We start from the raw sequence: 16,743 nt of genomic DNA on the forward strand, positions 1-16,743 counted from the left end.
TTGGGTTCGCAGCGCCCGCCGGGCGCCATCGCGCGGGAAATCAGGCTTTTTGGTTGTTGTTGGCGTAGTCGATGGCGTTCTGCACCGTCGTGATCTTCTCTGCGTCTTCGTCAGGGATCTCGATGCCGAACTCGTCTTCCAGCGCCATCACCAGTTCCACCGTGTCCAGCGAGTCTGCACCCAGGTCGGCGACGAACGCCTTTTCGTTGGTGACTTGGGACTCTTCAACGCCGAGTTGTTCGGCAATGATTTTTTTGACACGTGCTTCGATATCGCTCATGGTTTCCCTCAGGGGGTTGTGAATGAATCCGCGATTCTAGCCGCTTCGGGGATCGGTCCCCTCGGCGGCCCGCCGCACGGAAATACGGCGCCAACTATCGTCAATTACATGTACATGCCGCCATTGACGTGCAATTCCTGCCCCGTCACGTAGCCGGCGCCTGCAGAAGCCAGGTAAGCGACCGCATGGGCGATGTCCGCCGGGCGGCCCAGGTGGCCCAGGGCGATCTGCGACAGCAGCGCCTTTTGCTGCTCTTCCGGCAGTTTGGCGGTCATGTCGGTGTCGATGAAACCCGGCGCCACGCAGTTGACCGTGATGCCGCGGCTGCCCAGCTCACGCGCCAGCGCGCGTGTCATGCCGGCCACGCCGGCCTTGGAGGCGGCGTAGTTGGCCTGGCCCGGATTGCCGGAGGCGCCCACCACGCTGGTGATGCTGATGATGCGGCCGAAGCGCTGCTTCATCATCGGGCGGATGGCGGCGCGGCTGCAGCGGAAGACGGCCTTGAGGTTGGTGTCCACCACCGCGTCCCAGTCGTCGTCCTTCATGCGCATGGCCAGGGTGTCGCGGGTGATGCCGGCGTTGTTGACCAGCACGTGCAGGCCGCCGTACTCCTTGACGATGGCGTCGATCAGCGCGTCGACGGCCGCGCCGTCGGTGACGTTCAACGCCACGCCCTTGCCGCCCTGCGGGCCCAACGCGGCCTGGATGCGGGCCGCGCCGTCGTCGGTGGTGGCCGTGCCGATCACGCGCAGGCCCCGGCCGGCCAGTTCGGCCGCGATGGCCGCGCCGATGCCGCGGGTGGCGCCGGTCACCAGCGCGATGTGGGGAGTGGATGCTTGGGAATCGCTCATGTCAGGAGATCTCGGGTTTCGGCCAGCGTGGCCGGGTCATGGAGGGGTACGCCGACCAGTTCGGGGTCGATGCGCTTGGTCAGGCCGGCCAGCACCTTGCCCGGGCCGCACTCGACGATGTGGGTGACGCCGCGAGCCTTCAGCGCCTGCACGCACTCCACCCAGCGCACCGGGCCGAAGGCCTGGCGGTAGAGCGCATCGCGGATGGCGTCGGCATCGCCCTGCACCGCGACGTCGATGTTGTTGACGACCGGAATGCGGGGCGCGGCCAGCGGCAGATCGGCCAGCGCGGCCCGCAGCTTGTCGGCCGCCGGCTTCATCAGGCTGGAATGGAAAGGCGCCGACACCGGCAGCGGCAATGCACGCTTGGCGCCCGCGGCCTTGAGCAGCTCGCAGGCCTTGTCGACACCGGCCTTGGTGCCGGCAATGACGGTCTGGGCGGGGTCGTTGAAATTGACGGCCTCGACCACTTCGCCGGACGCGGGATCGAAGGTGCCCGCCGCCTCGGCGCAGCCGGCGATCACGCGCGTGGCATCCATGCCCAGGATGGCGGCCATCGCGCCCACGCCCACGGGCACGGCCTCCTGCATGGCGGCGGCGCGCAGGCGCACCAGGGGTGCGGCCTGTGCCAGGGTCAGCACCTCGGCGGCGACCAGCGCGGAGTATTCACCCAGTGAATGCCCGGCCAGGGCGACGGGCTCAGGCCCGCCCTCGGCCCGCCAGGCTCGCCAGGCCGCGATGGCGGCGACGAGCATCACCGGCTGGGTGTTGGTGGTCAGGCCCAGGGCTTCCTTGGGGCCTTCATGGATCAGCCGGGCGACATCTTCGCCCAGGGCGTCGGAGGCCTCCTGGAGCGTCTGGAGGACGGCCGGGTGGTCGCCCCAGCCATCCAGCATGCCCACGGACTGCGAGCCCTGGCCAGGAAACACGAATGCAAAAGACTTCGACATGTTCACTTAGAGTTCAATAGGGAAAGTGGCTCAAGCGCCCGTCATTCAAGCACTTGATGCTACATTTTCAATAGCACAGCACCCCAGGTGAAGCCGCCGCCCACCCCTTCGAGCAACACCGTCTGGCCAGGCTGGACCTGCCCCGAACGCACGCCGTGGTCCAGCGCCAGCGGAATGGAAGCCGCCGACGTGTTGCCGTGCTGGTCCACCGTGACGATCACCTTGTCCATGGACAGCTTCAGCTTGCGGGCCGTGCTCTGCATGATGCGGATGTTGGCCTGGTGCGGAATCAGCCAGTCGATGTCGGCCTCGGTCAGGCCCGCCTTGTCCAGCGTGGCGCGCGCGGCTTTCTCGAGCACGCCCACGGCCAGCTTGAAGACCGCCTGGCCGTCCATCTTGAGCAGCGGATCGCCCAGGACCTGGCCGCCCGCCACATTGCCCGGCACGCACAGGATGCCCACGTGACTGCCGTCGGCGTGCAGGTCGCTGGACAGGATGCCCGGCTGCTCGGACGCCTGCAGCACCACCGCGCCCGCGCCGTCGCCGAACAGCACGCAGGTGGTGCGGTCGTTGAAGTCGAGGATGCGGCTGAACACTTCCGCGCCCACCACCAGCGCCCGGCTGGCGGCGCCGGACTGGATCATGGAATCGGCCACCGCCAGCGCGTAGACGAAGCCGCTGCATACCGCCTGCACGTCGAAAGCCGCGCAGCCATTGGCGCCCAGCTTGTTCTGCAGGATGCACGCGGTGGAAGGAAACACCATGTCCGGCGTGGACGTGGCGACGATGATGAGGTCGATGTCGCTGGCCTGCAGGCCGGCCGCGTCGATGGCGCGGCGCGAGGCCTCGAGCGCCAGGTCGCTGCTGGAGACATCAGGCGCGGCGAAGTGGCGCGCCCGGATGCCGGTGCGTTCCACGATCCATTCGTTGGAGGTTTCGATGCCCCGCCCGGCCAGTTCCGCGACCAGATCGTCGTTGGACAGACGGCGTGGAGGCAGGCAGCTGCCGGTGCCTGTGATACGGGAGTAACGTCTCATCAAAGTGTGGCCGCGGCCGTCCCGGGCGCTGGCAGCGTGTCGGCAGGGGCCAGAAGTGGCGCTGCATGCGCCACCCGCGTCCGGACGCGGTCGAGCAGGTTGTTGCGGGCTGCATCATACGCCCGGTTCAAAGCCTGCTCGAAGGCCATGGCGTCGGCCGATCCGTGGCTCTTGAACACCAGCCCGCGCAGCCCCAAAAGTGCCGCGCCGTTGTAACGCCGGTGATCCATGCGCTTCATGAGCGCAGATAGCACCGGATAGGCAACGATGGCGGCAAGTTTGGTCAAGGCGTTGCGCTTGAATTCCTGCTTCAACCCGCCGACGATCATCGACGCCACGCCCTCGCTGGCCTTGAGCGCCACATTGCCCACGAAACCGTCACAGACGACGATGTCCACCACGCCCTTGAAGATGTCGTTTCCTTCGACGTTGCCATAGAAATTCAGATCGCCGGTTTTGCCCGCTGTTCGCAGCAGTTCGCCAGCTTTCTTGATGACTTCGCTGCCCTTGATGACTTCTTCGCCAATGTTGAGCAGGCCCACCGAAGGCTCGCCACCCTCTTGCAATGCCGACACCAGCGCGGAGCCCATGACGGCGAACTGCAGCAGGTGTTGGGCCGAGCAGTCCACGTTGGCGCCCAGGTCCAGCACGGTGGTGGCACCACCCTTGTCGTTGGGCATCTGCGTGGCGATGGCGGGCCGGTCGATGCCGTCCAGCGTCTTGAGCAGATAGCGGGCGATGGCCATCAGCGCGCCGGTATTGCCCGCTGATACGGCCGCCTGCGCGGCGCCATCCTTGACCTGCTGGATGGCCACGCGCATGGACGAATCCTTCTTGCGGCGCAATGCGACCTCGACCGGGTCGTCCATGGCCACCACCTCGGTCGCCAGGACGGCCGAGGCGCGATCGTGCACCAGGCCCTTGACGCCGTCTGCCGTGCCCACCAGCAGCAAGCGGGCGTCGGCGTGTTGTTCGAGGAAATGGCGGCAGGCCGCGAGGGTGACGCTGGGGCCGTGATCGCCCCCCATGCAGTCAACAGCCAGTGTGATCATGGGCGACTTGTCTGGGCCGCGACGCGGCCCGATGGAGTGAATGAACGACGGAAAAAAGAAAGGCCCGCGCTACGAATGATGTAGCAACGGGCCTCAGCGGCCGGATCGGAAGCTCGAGCCGGATCAGGCTTCGGACTTGTTCTTCAGCACCTGGCGGCCACGGTAGAAACCGTTGGGGCTGATGTGGTGGCGCAGGTGCGTTTCGCCGGTGGTGGCTTCGACAGCCGTACCTGGCGTGGTCAGCGCGTTGTGCGAGCGGTGCATGCCGCGCTTGGAAGGAGATTTCTTGTTTTGCTGAACAGCCATGGTGGGCTCCTGAGTCTTGAATGAAGGGTTGGTAAAAACGCGACCCAGCCCATAAAAAGACACGAGGGGATTCGCGCGAAGCCCTCGATTATAGCTGATTCGACATTTGCACTGCCAGGGGGCTTGGTCAGCCGCCGTCCTTGGTGTTGCGCAGAGCCGCCAGGGCCGCGAACGGATTGGGCTTCTGCGCGCTGGCTTCCTCGAAGTCTTCGTCGCTCGAGGCCATGGTGACGGGCGTGGGGCACACCTCGTGCCGGGGCACCACGGGCAGCGCCATCAGCAGCTCGTCCTCGATCAGCTCGCGCAGGGCGAACTCGCGGCTCATCGCCAGCAGGTCTTCCTCGCTCTCGTCGTCCAGCGCCTCGGCGGTGGCCTCGTCGGCCACGAAGCGGAACTCGCGGTCCACCTCGAGCGGAATGTCCACGGGCGCCAGGCAGCGCTGGCAGGTCATCGGCACCGTGGCATGGGCCTTCAGGTGCAGCCACACCTGGCCTTCGATGCCGTGGGTGGAGCGCACGTCGCCGTCGGCCTCCCAACTCACCAGCAGATCGGGGTGCAGGCCTTGCGCCTCGCTGGCCAGGCGCTCGTATTTCAATAGCGAATCCTGGCGCGACAGATGGCCGCCCGCCTGGGCGAAGGCCTTCACATCCAGCCGGTCAGGAGAGTATTCCTTGGTCATGCATGCAGTGTAAGAGAATCGCCGCATGCCCGATTCCCGCCCTGTTTCCAGCCCCGCTTCCGCTCCCGCAGCGCCCCGTCCGCTCATCCTCGGCTCCACCTCGCGCTACCGCCGCGAGTTGCTGGGCCGGCTCGCCCTTGCCTTCGACGTGGCTGCGCCCGACGTGGACGAAACCCCCCAGCCGGGCGAGGCGCCGCGCGACCTGGCGCTGCGCCTGGCGCTTGCCAAGGCCCACGCGGTGGCCGCCCGGCACCCGCAGGCCATCGTGATCGGCTCCGACCAGGTGGCCGACCTGGGCGGCCAGCCGCTGGGCAAGCCCGGCAGCCACGAGCGCGCCACGGCCCAGTTGCGGCAGATGCGCGGCCAGACCGTCGTCTTCCAGACCGCCGTGGCGGTGGTCTGCCAGGCCACCGGGTTCGAACAGGTCGAGCTGGCTGCCGTCGAAGTGCGGTTCCGCGACCTGGGCGACGCCGAGATCGAACGCTATCTGCGCGCCGAGCAGCCCTACGACTGCGCCGGCAGCGCGAAGAGCGAGGGCCTGGGCATCGCGCTGCTGGACGCCATCCACAGCGACGACCCCACCGCGCTGATCGGCCTGCCGCTGATCCGCACCTGCCGCCTGCTGCGTGCCGCCGGGTTGGTGCTGCCATGAGCGCCGCGCCCCACCCCGCCCCGCGCGGCACGCTGTACCTGGTGCCCGCGCCGCTCGATTTCGGCTGCGACACCCAGGCCGACCTGGCCGCCGCGCTGCCGGACGGCACGCTGCGCGCCGCCGCAAGCCTCACCCGCTGGATCTGCGAGAACGCCAAGAGCACACGCGCGTATCTGAAACGCGTGGACGCGGTGCACCCGCTCGCCGCCCCGCTGCAGGCGCAGCACATCACCGAGCTGCCACGCGCGGTCCACAAGAAGGGCGACCACGGCGGTGCGGGCCATGTCGCGTTCGACGCGCGCCCGCTGCTGGCCGAGGCGCTGGCCGGCCACGACATCGGCCTGGTCAGCGAAGCCGGCATGCCCGCGGTGGCGGACCCGGGCGCCTCCGTGGTGCGGGCCGCGCACGACCTGGGCCTGCGCGTGGTGCCGCTGGTGGGCCCGGTGTCGCTGCTGCTGGCGCTGGCCGCCAGCGGGCTCAACGGCCAGGGCTTCGCGTTCACGGGCTACCTGCCGCAGGACGGGGGCGAGCGCGCCCACCGCATCCGCGAGCTGGAATCGCTGGCGCTCAAGCAGGGCCAGACCCAGCTCTTCATCGAAACGCCGTATCGCAACGCCGCCCTGTGGCAGGCGCTGCTGCAGACGCTGCAGCCGAACACGCGGCTGGCCATCGCCAGCGGCCTGACGCTGCAGACGGCGCGCACCGACAGCCGGCTGGTGCGGCAGTGGCGCCAGCAGAACGAAGCGCCGGACAACCGCACGCCGGCGGTGTTCCTGATCGGGCGGTGATGCGAACACCCGCCCCTTCCCAAGGCGTTTGCTATGTTAATAATAGCTATAACCGCTTGATCCATCAGCGCCAGAGGCGGTTTTGATGATGAATCCGGCCGTGTGATGCCATAAAAAAAGCGTGGGGCCCTCGCAGGCCCCACGCTCATCGGGAGGGATCGGGCTCCGGCGCCCGGGCCCCAGATGCTCTTTCTCAGCGGATCGCAGGCGCAGTCTTCAGCGCATGCACGGCGGTCTCGCCCACCGCGGCGCCGAACTTCTTCACCAGCCGCTCGGCCACGTTGTCGCGGCGGGTGTAGTCGATCACCTCCTCGGCCTTGACCACCTCGCGGGCGACGTAGTCCAGGTTGCCCAGCTTGTCGGCCAGGCCCATGTCCACCGCCTGCTGGCCCGTCCAGAAGAGGCCGCTGAAGGTTTCGTCGTTGATCTTCAGGCGGTCGCCCCGGCCGGCCTTGACCACGGCGATGAATTGCTGATGGATCTGGTCGAGCATCTGCTGCGCGAAGGCACGCTGCTTTTCCGTCTGCGGGCTGAAGGGGTCGAGAAAGCCCTTGTTCTCGCCGGCGGTGATCAGGCGGCGCTCCACGCCCAGCTTTTCCATGGTGCCGGTGAAGCCGAAGCCGTCCATCAGCACGCCGATGCTGCCGACGATGCTGGCCTTGTCGACGAAGATCTCGTCGGCCGCCGAGGCGATGTAGTAGGCGGCCGAGGCGCAGGTTTCTTCCACCACGGCATAGACCGGCTTGTTGTACTTGGCCTTCAGCCGCACGATCTCGTCGTTGATGATGCCGGCCTGCACAGGGCTGCCGCCCGGCGAATTGATCAGCAGCACCACGGCCTGCGAGCCGGAGTCCTCGAACGCGCTGCGCATGGCGGCGACGACGAACTCCGCGCTGGCTTCGGCGCCCGCGGCGATCTCGCCCTTGATGTCGACCACGGCCGTGTGCGGCGTGGACTTGCTGACCGTGGCCGCGTCGCGCTGCAGCAGCAGCCAGGCGATGGCGATGGCGAACACCAGCCACGCCAGGCGCGTGAAGATGCGCCAGCGGCGTGCGGAGCGCTGCTCGGCCAGCGTGGCGAAGACCAGTTTCTCCAGCACGTCACGCTCCCAGCCGGGGCGTTCCGCCGCCACTTTTCTTGCTCCCTTTTCAGGAGCAGCCTGCGCCCACAGGTCGGGCGCTGGCGGTGGATTGTCCCCGTAACCCGAGGGGTCGTTGCGGGTGGGATCGGTCATGGATCAGGACTCTGCGGGTTGGAGGTGAGGGGAAGTATGCCAGTGCACCTGGGAGGCACTCTCTGACAGTGTGATTTTGACCAGTCCGCCCCGGCACGGGCCACCTGCGCAGGCGCCGGTGTCGGGCCGGTAGGCCGCACCGTGGGTTGCGCACAACAGCCACTGGCCGGTGTCGTCGAAGAAGCGGCCTTCCTGGTAGTCCATTTCCATCGGGACATGGGTGCAGCGGTTCAGGTAGGCGTGCACGCCGCCGCCGAAGCGCACGGCGAACGCGCGGCAGGCCTGGCCGTGGAACCGCACGTCGAATGCGACGGCGCGGCCGCCCTCGGCCAGATCCTGCGAGACGCACAGGAGCACGGCGTGCGAAGCCGGCGGCTCGTGAGCGGGATCGGGCGAGCGCGACGGGCCGGTGATGCGGCTTTCGGCCATGGCGTTCAGCCGTGCTGCAGCAGGCCGTCGTGCAGCTCGCGCACGGAGTTCGCGACGAACAACGGCCGCAGCGCGGCGAAGCCGTCCGCCGAATGCGCGCCGTAGGTCACGCCCACGCTGGCGCAGCCGGCCGACAGCGCCATCTGCAGGTCGTGCGTGGTGTCGCCGATCATCAGTGTGCGCTCGGGCGGCACGTCGAACTCGGCCATCAGCTCCTGCAGCATCAGCGGGTGCGGCTTGCCGGCGGTCTCGTCCGCCGTGCGGGAGCCGTCGAACACGCCGCGCAGCTGCACGGTGTGCAGTGCCTCGTCCAGGCCGCGCCGGTTCTTGCCGGTGGCCACGGCCAGCAGGTGGCCGCGGGCGCGCAGCTCGTCCAGCAGGGGCAGCACGCCGGGGAAGAGGCTCAGGTCGTTCTGGTGCTTGAAGTAGTGATAACGGTAGCGGTTGCCGAGCTCGGTGTATTTGTCGGGTGGCACGTCGGGCGCGGCATGGGCCAGCGCCTGCATGAGGCTCATGCCGATCACCCAGGCGGCCTGCTGGTCGGTGGGCACGGTGCCGCCCACGTCGCGCACCGCTTCCTGGATGCAGCGCACGATGATGGCGGTGGAGTCGTAGAGGGTGCCGTCCCAATCGAAGGCGATCAGGTCGAAGCGGCGGGGGCGGGAGGCGGGCATCAGGGGGTTCCGGAAACGTAGTCGGCCAAGTCGGCGGGCAGCTCGGCGTGCAGTTCCACGCGCTCGGCGGTGGACGGGTGGTTGAACTGTAGCCGCCATGCATGCAGGAACATGCGCTTCATGCCGAGCTTGTACAGGCGGCGGTTCAGGTCGAAGTCGCCGTACTTGTCGTCACCCACGATGCCGTGGCCCTGGCTTGCCAGGTGCACGCGGATCTGGTGGGTGCGGCCGGTCTTGATGGTCACTTCCAGCAGGCTCATGGCGGGCAGCCCCTGGCCGGGGCGCGGCGGCAGCACCGATCGCACCTTGACCAGGGTGATCGACCGCATGCCGTCCGGGTCGTCCGCCGTGGTGGTGCGCACGCGCCGTTCGCCGTCAGCCTGAAGGTACTTGTGCAGCGGCGTGTCGATCACCTTCCTGTTGGCGGGCCAGGTGCCGGCCACCAGGGCCAGGTAGGTCTTGCCGGTCTCGCGCTCGCGGAACTGGTCCTGCAGCGCCACCAGCGCGGAGCGCCGCTTGGCCACGAGCAGGATGCCGGAGGTCTCTCGGTCCAGCCGGTGCACCAGCTCCAGGAATTTCGCCTGCGGGCGCGCCTGGCGCAGCTGCTCGATCACGCCGAAGCTCACGCCGCTGCCGCCGTGCACGGCCGTGCCGGCGGGCTTGTCGATGGCGACGAGGAAGTCGTCTTCGAGCAGCACCGGAAATTCCCGCGCGGGCGCCGGGCGCTCGGCCTTCTCGGCCACCTTGTCGGACACGCGCACCGGCGGCAGGCGCACCTGGTCGCCCGCTTCCACCCGGGTGTCGGCGCTGGCGCGCCCCTTGTTGATGCGCACCTCGCCGCTACGGATGATGCGGTAGACGTGCGTCTTGGGCACGCCTTTCAAATGACGTATCAGGAAGTTATCGAGCCGCTGGCCGGCGGATTCCGCGTCGACTTCGACGGTGCGGGCGGCGGCGGGCTGGGCGGCCGGCGCAAAGGCCGCGGCCGGTTTGCCCCCTATAATGTGTTTCACCTGCGCTACGTTGTGTAAGTGGTTGATTTGTCTGGAGTTTAGTCCACCCAGCCCGACAAGCCGCGCAGGAAGGTCGATTGCCCACGGGCGTCGTGTGCGCGGATTGCAGGCCGGATGCCTGTGCAGCCACACGCCGCGCGGCAGGCTGACAAATTGAAACACTGAATACGGAATCCCCAAGCCGGCAGGCCGCCCCTCACGGGCACCGCACGCCGGCGGATCGAAGCGACAACTATGTGGGCATTGCTGGCCTGGATCGTGACCCTGTGGCAGAGGCGCCAGCCTCTGGCGTGGGCGCGCAACAGGCCCGCAGCGCCCGTCCGGCAAGCGCTGTCCGCTATACCTTTCATAGCGATCACCTGCGCAGCCCGGCTCGCCCCCATCCACGCGCCACCACCCCGTCTGCGAAGCTAGCCGCTTGGCAGTGGCGGGGCATCCGGCCATTCCTCTCTTCGTTTCGATACGTCAGTCCAGGCAGTCACGGCTCCTCCAGAGCCCGTCATTGGTTTGGAAATCCGCGGCCCGCGCGGCCCGCAGTTGAAGTCACACAGACGACTGCTGCCGGGCGCGCCGCAACGACAACGAAAAGGAATCGCATCATGAAGCGGATGCTCATCAACGCCACGCAGCCCGAAGAACGGCGCCTGGCCATCGTCGACGGCCAGAAGCTGCTGGACTACGAGATCGAGGTCGAAGGGCGCGAACAGCGCAAGGGCAACATCTACAAGGCGGTCGTCACCCGCGTGGAGCCGTCCCTGGAGGCCTGCTTCGTCGACTACGGCGAAGACCGCCACGGCTTCCTGCCATTCAAGGAAATCTCGCGCCAATACTTCGCCGAGGGCGTCTCGCCCAACCAGGCGCGCATCAACGACGTGATCCGCGAAGGCCAGGAACTGCTGGTGCAGGTCGAGAAGGAAGAGCGCGGCAACAAGGGCGCGGCCCTGACCACCTTCGTGTCGCTGGCCGGCCGCTACGTGGTGCTGATGCCCAACAACCCCCGTGGTGGTGGCGTCTCGCGACGCATCGAGGGCGAGGACCGGGCCGAGCTCAAGGAGGCGATGGACCAGCTCGAGTACCCCAAGGGCATGTCGATCATCGCGCGCACCGCCGGCATCGGCCGCTCGGCGCCCGAACTGCAGTGGGACCTGAACTACCTGCTCAAGCTCTGGACCGCCATCGACGGCGCTGCCAAGGGCGGCAAGGGCGCCTTCCTGATCTACCAGGAATCGTCGCTCGTCATCCGCGCCATCCGCGACTACTTCAACAACGACATCGGTGACATCCTCATCGACACCGACGACATCTACGAGCAGGCGCACCAGTTCATGGCGCACGTCATGCCCGAGCATGCCGCCCGCGTGAAGCGCTACCGCGACGACGCGGCCCTGTTCAGCCGCTTCCAGATCGAGCACCAGATCGAATCCGCCTATGCCCGCACCGTGACCCTGCCTTCGGGCGGCGCCATCGTGATCGACCACACCGAAGCGCTGGTGTCGGTGGACGTGAACTCGGCCCGCGCCATCAAGGGCGGCGACATCGAGGAAACCGCCACCCGCACCAACCTGGAAGCGGCCGACGAAGTGGCCCGCCAGATGCGCCTGCGCGACCTGGGCGGCCTGATCGTGATCGACTTCATCGACATGGAAGAGTCGAAGAACCGCCGCGAGGTCGAGAACCGCCTGCGCGACGCGCTGCGCCAGGACCGCGCCCGCGTGCAGTTCGGCACGATCAGCAAGTTCGGCCTGATGGAGATGAGCCGCCAGCGCCTGAAGCCGGCGCTCTCCGAAGGGTCCTCGATCCCCTGCCCGCGCTGTGGCGGCTCCGGCCACATCCGCGACACGGAAAGCTCGGCCCTGCAGATCCTGCGGATCATTCAGGAAGAGTCGATGAAGGACAACACGGCCGCCGTGCACTGCCAGGTGCCGGTGGACGTGGCCTCGTTCCTGCTGAACGAAAAGCGCACCGAGATCGCCAAGATCGAACTCAAGCAGCGCGTGGCCGTGCTGATGGTGCCCAACAAGACGCTGGAGACGCCGAACTACAAGCTCGAGCGCCTGAAGCACGACGACCCGCGCCTGGACCACATCGAGGCCAGCTACAAGCTCGCCGAAGAGGTGGAAAACCCGACCTCCGTCACCCGCCGCTCGCAGGAGCCCACCAACAAGCAGACGCCGGTCATCAAGGGCGTGCTGCCCGACGCGCCCGCCCCGGTGGCGGAGCCCCGCCCCGAAGGCGCGGCACGCCCGCCCCGCGCCGGCGCCGCGCAGCCCCATCCCGCCCAGGGCGCACGCCCGGCCGCCACGCCCGCCCCCGCTGCGGCCGCCGCGCCGGTGCACGCAGCGCCGGTCGCGCAGGAGCAAGGCTTCTTCGCCTGGCTCAAGAGTCTGTTCGGCTTCGGGACGCCGCCCGCACCGGTGGCGGCGCCCGTGGTGACGCCCGCTCACGTGCCTGCCGCCGGCAGCGCCGGCCCGCGCGGCGAAGGCCGCCGCGACGGCCGCGGTGAAGGCCGTGGCGAGGGCCGGGGCGAAGGCCGTGGCCGCCGTGGCGAGCGCAACGGCCCGCGCGATGCCGCCGCCGGCCTGGGCGCCGCGAACGGCCTGGGCGAAGGCCGTGGTGGCCGCCGTGGTGAACGGGGCGACCGCAGTGAAGGCCGCGATGGACGCTCGGTCGAAGGCCGTGAAGCCCGCGAAAGCCGCCCGCCACGCGAGATCGGCGAAGGCCGGGGTGGCCGCGAAAGCCGTGAAGGACGTGAAAGCCGGGGTGAGCGCCCCGAGGGCGAAGCCCGCCGCGACGGCCGGGGTGGCCGCGACCGGGGCGAGCCCCGCAGCAACCCGGCGGTTCTGCCGGAAGAAGGCCTGCCGCAAGGCACCCTGAACGCCGTTCCGCTGGACGAGGCGGCGGGCGAGGCCCGCGGCGAGCGCGCTCCGCGCAACGGCGAAGGCCGTGAACGTGGCGAGCGCGGCGAACGCGGTGGCCGGGGCGAACGCGCTCCGCGCAACGGCGAAGGCCGTGAACGCGGTGGCCGGGGCGAGCGCGGCGGCGAAGGCCGCGAGCGTGCTCCGCAGACCGCCGACCAAGACGCCCCCGTGGCCGACTTCGTGGAAACCTCGCCCATGGCGGCCCTGCCCGACCTGGACCTGAGCAGCCCGGCCACGCCGGTCGATGCCAACGGCGTGCCGGTGCCGGCCGCCGGTGGCGAGGAGCAGCGCCGCGAGCGCCGGTCCCGCGACCGCTACGGCCGCGACCGCCGCGACCGCGCCGACCGCGCACCGCGCGACGCCCAGCCGGGCGACGAGGCGGGCATGCCGGCAGCAGCAGGAGCCGCAGGAGCAGCAGTAGCCGCAGCAGAGGGCGTCGCCGCCTTCGCGCCGCAGACGCCTGCGGCGGAAGCCACGCAGGACGCGCCGCGTCGCAGCTACTTCAATGCAGCGGCTGCCGAAGCGCCCGTCGCCACGGCCCCTGCCGCACCGGCCGCCCCGGTGGGCGTGCCCGCAGCGCCGGCGCCCGTGACGCAGGCCGCACCGGCGGAACCGGCGGTCGCGGCTGCAGCCCCGGTGGCACCAGCGCCCGTGGCACCCGCGCCCGCCCCCGTGGCAGCACCAGTGGTCACTCTCGTGGCCGCGCCCGTGGCTGCATCGGTCCCGGCGGCCCCGGTCCAGGCCGGCACCGCCATGCCCCGCGTGGAGGGCTTTGCCCTGCCCGTGCAGGCGCTGATCGAGGTCGCCCAAGGCTCCGGCCTGGAATGGGTGAATTCCGACGCCGAGAAGATCGCCGCGGCACAGGCTGCCATGGCCGCCGAACCCCGCCCGGTGCATGTGCCGCGCGTGCGCCCGCCGGTGGTGGTGGTGGACGAAGGCCCGCTGGTGCTGGTGGAAACCCGCCGCGACCTGAACGACCTGAAGCTGCCGTTCGAGCAGCAACAGCCGCCCACGGCGTGACAGCCGCCGGGTGATACGCTGCGCGGTGCCCCGGGCGCCGCAGCGCATCACCCGCCGCGCAAGGGCCCGTGAAGCCCGACCCCTTCACCTGCGGCCCGTCATGGGCCGCAGCCATTTCAGCCCGGCCACACGCCCTTCGCCCGCCTCGTCGCACCACCCTTTTTCGATCCACCGCCATGCTGTTCCTGCTGTCTCCCGCCAAGTCGCTGGACTACGAATCCCCGCTGCCCTCCGGCCTGCCGCACACCCTGCCTGCCTTCGTGCCCGACTCGGCGCGGCTCATCGAGGTGCTGCGCCGCCAGTCGCCGCAGCAGATCGCCTCGCTCATGCACATCAGCGACGCGCTGGCGGCGCTGAACGTGGGCCGGTATGCCGCGTGGAAACCCCGGTTCACGGCCGCCAACTCGCGCCAGGCGGTGCTGGCCTTCAACGGCGACGTGTACGAAGGCCTGCAGGCCCGCACGTTGAGCGCCGACGACCTGGCCTGGGCGCAGCAGCACCTGGGCATCCTGAGCGGGCTCTACGGCGTGCTGCGGCCGCTGGACCGCATGCAGCCCTATCGGCTGGAGATGGGCACGCGCCTGCCCACCGAGGGCGGCGCCAACCTGTACCAGTTCTGGGGTTCGCGCATCGCCGAGCACCTGAACACCCGCCTGCAGGCCGACGCCACGCCCGTGGTGGTCAACCTGGCGTCGCAGGAATATTTCAAATCGGTCGACCTGAAGACGCTCAAGGCGCGCGTGATCGAGTGCGTGTTCGAGGACTTCAAGGGCGGCGGCTACAAGATCATCAGCTTCCATGCCAAGCGCGCCCGCGGCCTGATGGCGCGCTACGCCATCGAGCACCGGGTGGCAACCCCGCGCCAGCTCGAGGGTTTTGACGCGGAAGGCTATGCTTTCCACGCGGCCTCTTCCGCTGCCGACCGCCTGGTGTTCCGCCGCAAGACCGGCGACTGAGCGAGACGCCCCGCCTCCTTCCACCCGCCCCCAGCACGCACGTCCCACCGCCATGCCGAAACGTTCGAGCCTCCAAGCCCAGCCTCCCACCCACCAACCCGTCACGCCGGAGCTGCGTGCCTGGCTCATCGAGCAGGCGCAGGCGGGTTTCAGCGGCCCGGTGGTGTTCCAGTCGATGCTGGATGCCGGCTGGGACGAATCGGTGGCCGCCTACGCCATGGGGCAGGTGCTGGGCGATGCGCTCAAGCAGGCTGTGCCGGCGCCGCGTCCGGCCGCCGCTCCGTCGCCCGCAGCCGATGCGGCCGCCCGGGGCGCCGCCGCCGGCCAGCGCCTGCCGGAGCCCGACCTGGCCCAATCCCCCGCCCGCATCGACGTGGGCGACCGGCAGGTGGACGTGCTGATGCGCATGGCCGAGCCGCGCATCGTGCTGTTCGGCAACCTGCTCTCGCCCGAGGAATGCGAGGCGCTCATCGCCGCAGCCGAGCCGCGCATGGCGCGGTCGCTCACGGTGGCGACGCGCACCGGCGGCGAGGAAGTGAACGACGACCGCACCAGCGACGGCATGTTCTTCCAGCGCGGCGAGAACGAGGTCGTCACCCGGCTGGAGGCGCGCATCGCCCGCCTGCTGAACTGGCCGGTGGAGAACGGCGAGGGCCTGCAGGTGCTGCACTACCGGCCCGGGGCCGAGTACAAGCCGCACTACGACTACTTCGACCCGGCCGAGCCGGGCACGCCGACCATCCTGCGGCGCGGCGGCCAGCGCCTGGCCACGCTGGTCATCTACCTGAACGACCCCGAGCGGGGCGGCGGCACCACCTTCCCCGACGTGCACCTGGAAGTCGCCCCACGCCGGGGCAACGCCGTGTTCTTCAGCTACGCCCGGCCCCAGCCCGACACCCGCACGCTGCACGGCGGCGCGCCGGTGGAGGCGGGCGAGAAGTGGATCGCCACCAAATGGCTGCGCGAGCGCGAGTTTCACTGAGAATTTGAATCAAATCGGGCTGCAGCGCTTGATTCACAAGCGCATGCAGCTATTTAATTGATAGCAAACCAACCCGCCCACACCGGCGCTCCCACCACGCTCGCGCAGGCCTTGTCCCAGGCCCAGGCGGGCGGCCTGCCCCGCATCGACGCGCAACTGCTGCTGCTGCACGTGCTGGACCGCACGCCCCAGGGCCGCGCCTGGCTGCTGGCTCACGACACCGACCCGATGCCCGCAGAGGCCGGCGCGCGCTATGCCGCCCTGTGCGAGCGGCGGCACGCGGGCGAGCCGGTCGCGTACCTGACGGGCTGCAAGGAGTTCTACGGCCTGCCTCTGGCCGTGGATGCCCGCGTGCTCGACCCGCGCCCCGATACCGAAACGCTGGTGGACTGGGCGCTGCAAGCCATCGCCCCCCTGCCCGCGCCCCGCGTGGCGGACCTGGGCACGGGCAGCGGCGCCATCGCGCTGGCCATCAAGCACCAGCGCCCCACTGCCGAAGTGACCGCGGTGGACGCCAGCGCCGACGCGCTGGAGGTGGCCGGCGCCAATGCCGAGCGGCTGCGGCTGGCCGTGCGGCTGCGCCGGGGCCATTGGCTGGAGGGCATCGAGGGCCCCTTCGACCTGATCGTGAGCAACCCGCCCTACATCGCCGCAGACGACCCCCATCTGGCGGCGCTGACGCACGAACCTCTGCAGGCCCTGGCGAGCGGCGCGGACGGCCTGGACGACCTGCGCGCCATCGCCGCCCAGGCGCCCACGCGGCTGGCCCCCGGCGGCTGGCTGCTGCTCGAGCACGGCTGGGACCAGGCGGGCACCGTGCAGGCGCTGCTGGCAGCCGCCGGCTTCACCGGGGTGCAAAGCCGCGCCGACCTGGCCGGCGTCGCCCGCTGCACGGGGGGCCGGTTGCCTGGCTGACGTCCGG

General features: G+C 69.6%; 18 protein-coding genes. 7 read left to right on the forward strand and 11 right to left on the reverse strand.

Translation table 11 applies throughout. From position 1 onward, the window contains the following. Window positions 1–40 precede the first annotated feature (40 nt). From acpP to ABWV53_RS11660, 7 genes are all read right to left on the reverse strand, one after another. Window positions 41–280, reverse strand: coding sequence for an acyl carrier protein (acpP, locus tag ABWV53_RS11630; RefSeq protein ID WP_056668487.1), 240 nt, complete (start codon window positions 278–280; stop codon window positions 41–43). A gap of 104 nt (window positions 281–384) precedes the next feature. Continuing rightward, the gene (fabG, locus tag ABWV53_RS11635) at window positions 385–1,131 is read right to left on the reverse strand and encodes a 3-oxoacyl-ACP reductase FabG (protein ID WP_353365986.1); all 747 of its coding nucleotides are present in this window, start codon (window positions 1,129–1,131) and stop codon (window positions 385–387) included. After that, complete coding sequence (gene fabD / locus ABWV53_RS11640; protein ID WP_353365988.1) at window positions 1,128–2,081, reverse strand: ACP S-malonyltransferase; 954 nt, start codon at window positions 2,079–2,081, stop codon at window positions 1,128–1,130. Before fabD ends, fabG begins: the two co-directional genes overlap by 4 nt. A gap of 59 nt (window positions 2,082–2,140) precedes the next feature. Next, window positions 2,141–3,118 (reverse strand): beta-ketoacyl-ACP synthase III, encoded by a 978-nt coding sequence (locus ABWV53_RS11645; RefSeq protein ID WP_353365990.1) that lies wholly within the window; start codon window positions 3,116–3,118, stop codon window positions 2,141–2,143. After that, the gene (plsX, locus tag ABWV53_RS11650) at window positions 3,118–4,170 is read right to left on the reverse strand and encodes a phosphate acyltransferase PlsX (RefSeq protein ID WP_353365992.1); all 1,053 of its coding nucleotides are present in this window, start codon (window positions 4,168–4,170) and stop codon (window positions 3,118–3,120) included. Before plsX ends, ABWV53_RS11645 begins: the two co-directional genes overlap by 1 nt. 123 nt (window positions 4,171–4,293) lie before the next feature. Further along, entirely contained in the window at window positions 4,294–4,476 is a 183-nt protein-coding gene (gene rpmF / locus ABWV53_RS11655; RefSeq protein ID WP_353365994.1) for a 50S ribosomal protein L32, read from the reverse strand. A gap of 127 nt (window positions 4,477–4,603) precedes the next feature. Beyond that, the gene (locus ABWV53_RS11660) at window positions 4,604–5,155 is read right to left on the reverse strand and encodes a YceD family protein (protein WP_353365996.1); all 552 of its coding nucleotides are present in this window, start codon (window positions 5,153–5,155) and stop codon (window positions 4,604–4,606) included. 25 nt (window positions 5,156–5,180) lie between these two features. Between ABWV53_RS11660 and ABWV53_RS11665 the strand changes: the two genes are divergently transcribed. Together ABWV53_RS11665 and ABWV53_RS11670 are read left to right on the forward strand one after the other, a co-directional pair. Continuing rightward, the gene (locus ABWV53_RS11665) at window positions 5,181–5,807 is read left to right on the forward strand and encodes a Maf family nucleotide pyrophosphatase (protein ID WP_353365998.1); all 627 of its coding nucleotides are present in this window, start codon (window positions 5,181–5,183) and stop codon (window positions 5,805–5,807) included. After that, a complete protein-coding gene (locus tag ABWV53_RS11670; protein WP_353366000.1) occupies window positions 5,804–6,595 on the forward strand; it encodes an SAM-dependent methyltransferase in 792 nt (263 codons plus the stop codon). Before ABWV53_RS11665 ends, ABWV53_RS11670 begins: the two co-directional genes overlap by 4 nt. A 193-nt stretch (window positions 6,596–6,788) precedes the next feature. Here the strand turns inward: ABWV53_RS11670 and ABWV53_RS11675 are convergent, their stop codons facing one another. Genes ABWV53_RS11675 through ABWV53_RS11690 form a run of 4 tightly spaced genes read right to left on the reverse strand, consistent with a single transcriptional unit; the run spans window position 6,789 to window position 9,807 of the window. After that, on the reverse strand, window positions 6,789–7,829 hold the full coding sequence (locus tag ABWV53_RS11675) for a S49 family peptidase (protein WP_353366002.1): 1,041 nt from the start codon (window positions 7,827–7,829) through the stop codon (window positions 6,789–6,791). Window positions 7,830–7,832: 3 nt separating this feature from the next. Then, window positions 7,833–8,258 carry a Rieske (2Fe-2S) protein gene (locus ABWV53_RS11680; RefSeq protein WP_353366004.1) on the reverse strand — a complete coding sequence of 142 codons (426 nt, stop codon included), beginning with the start codon at window positions 8,256–8,258 and terminating at the stop codon, window positions 7,833–7,835. A 5-nt stretch (window positions 8,259–8,263) separates the two neighbouring features. After that, complete coding sequence (locus ABWV53_RS11685; RefSeq protein WP_353366006.1) at window positions 8,264–8,932, reverse strand: HAD family hydrolase; 669 nt, start codon at window positions 8,930–8,932, stop codon at window positions 8,264–8,266. Then, on the reverse strand, window positions 8,932–9,807 hold the full coding sequence (locus tag ABWV53_RS11690; protein ID WP_353366008.1) for an RluA family pseudouridine synthase: 876 nt from the start codon (window positions 9,805–9,807) through the stop codon (window positions 8,932–8,934). Before ABWV53_RS11690 ends, ABWV53_RS11685 begins: the two co-directional genes overlap by 1 nt. Before the next feature lie 9 nt (window positions 9,808–9,816). Between ABWV53_RS11690 and ABWV53_RS11695 the strand changes: the two genes are divergently transcribed. The 5 genes from ABWV53_RS11695 to prmC all read left to right on the forward strand — a co-directional run bounded on the left by ABWV53_RS11695 (window position 9,817) and on the right by prmC (window position 16,736). Then, a complete protein-coding gene (locus ABWV53_RS11695) occupies window positions 9,817–9,963 on the forward strand; it encodes a hypothetical protein (RefSeq protein ID WP_353366010.1) in 147 nt (48 codons plus the stop codon). Window positions 9,964–10,544: 581 nt separating this feature from the next. Then, a complete protein-coding gene (locus ABWV53_RS11700) occupies window positions 10,545–13,883 on the forward strand; it encodes an Rne/Rng family ribonuclease (protein WP_353366012.1) in 3,339 nt (1,112 codons plus the stop codon). Window positions 13,884–14,059: 176 nt separating this feature from the next. Continuing rightward, a complete protein-coding gene (yaaA, locus tag ABWV53_RS11705; protein ID WP_353366014.1) occupies window positions 14,060–14,839 on the forward strand; it encodes a peroxide stress protein YaaA in 780 nt (259 codons plus the stop codon). 52 nt (window positions 14,840–14,891) lie between these two features. Beyond that, window positions 14,892–15,821 carry a 2OG-Fe(II) oxygenase gene (locus ABWV53_RS11710; RefSeq protein ID WP_353366016.1) on the forward strand — a complete coding sequence of 310 codons (930 nt, stop codon included), beginning with the start codon at window positions 14,892–14,894 and terminating at the stop codon, window positions 15,819–15,821. A gap of 60 nt (window positions 15,822–15,881) precedes the next feature. Continuing rightward, a complete protein-coding gene (prmC, locus tag ABWV53_RS11715; RefSeq protein WP_353366706.1) occupies window positions 15,882–16,736 on the forward strand; it encodes a peptide chain release factor N(5)-glutamine methyltransferase in 855 nt (284 codons plus the stop codon). Window positions 16,737–16,743: the final 7 nt, after the last annotated feature.

The sequence above is a fragment of the Acidovorax sp. FG27 genome, assembly GCF_040365715.1.
Lineage (GTDB): Bacteria > Pseudomonadota > Gammaproteobacteria > Burkholderiales > Burkholderiaceae_C > Paracidovorax.

Coding starts and splice junctions, on each gene's coding strand:
- ABWV53_RS11675 (WP_353366002.1), bottom strand. CDS start 7,829: ATGACCGATCCCACCCGCAACGACCCCTCGGGTTACGGGGACAATCCA.
- ABWV53_RS11685 (WP_353366006.1), bottom strand. CDS start 8,932: ATGCCCGCCTCCCGCCCCCGCCGCTTCGACCTGATCGCCTTCGATTGG.
- fabG (WP_353365986.1), bottom strand. CDS start 1,131: ATGAGCGATTCCCAAGCATCCACTCCCCACATCGCGCTGGTGACCGGC.
- ABWV53_RS11665 (WP_353365998.1), top strand. CDS start 5,181: ATGCCCGATTCCCGCCCTGTTTCCAGCCCCGCTTCCGCTCCCGCAGCG.
- fabD (WP_353365988.1), bottom strand. CDS start 2,081: ATGTCGAAGTCTTTTGCATTCGTGTTTCCTGGCCAGGGCTCGCAGTCC.
- ABWV53_RS11695 (WP_353366010.1), top strand. CDS start 9,817: ATGACGTATCAGGAAGTTATCGAGCCGCTGGCCGGCGGATTCCGCGTC.
- acpP (WP_056668487.1), bottom strand. CDS start 280: ATGAGCGATATCGAAGCACGTGTCAAAAAAATCATTGCCGAACAACTC.
- ABWV53_RS11700 (WP_353366012.1), top strand. CDS start 10,545: ATGAAGCGGATGCTCATCAACGCCACGCAGCCCGAAGAACGGCGCCTG.
- ABWV53_RS11710 (WP_353366016.1), top strand. CDS start 14,892: ATGCCGAAACGTTCGAGCCTCCAAGCCCAGCCTCCCACCCACCAACCC.
- ABWV53_RS11645 (WP_353365990.1), bottom strand. CDS start 3,118: ATGAGACGTTACTCCCGTATCACAGGCACCGGCAGCTGCCTGCCTCCA.
- ABWV53_RS11660 (WP_353365996.1), bottom strand. CDS start 5,155: ATGACCAAGGAATACTCTCCTGACCGGCTGGATGTGAAGGCCTTCGCC.
- yaaA (WP_353366014.1), top strand. CDS start 14,060: ATGCTGTTCCTGCTGTCTCCCGCCAAGTCGCTGGACTACGAATCCCCG.
- rpmF (WP_353365994.1), bottom strand. CDS start 4,476: ATGGCTGTTCAGCAAAACAAGAAATCTCCTTCCAAGCGCGGCATGCAC.
- ABWV53_RS11670 (WP_353366000.1), top strand. CDS start 5,804: ATGAGCGCCGCGCCCCACCCCGCCCCGCGCGGCACGCTGTACCTGGTG.
- ABWV53_RS11680 (WP_353366004.1), bottom strand. CDS start 8,258: ATGGCCGAAAGCCGCATCACCGGCCCGTCGCGCTCGCCCGATCCCGCT.
- plsX (WP_353365992.1), bottom strand. CDS start 4,170: ATGATCACACTGGCTGTTGACTGCATGGGGGGCGATCACGGCCCCAGC.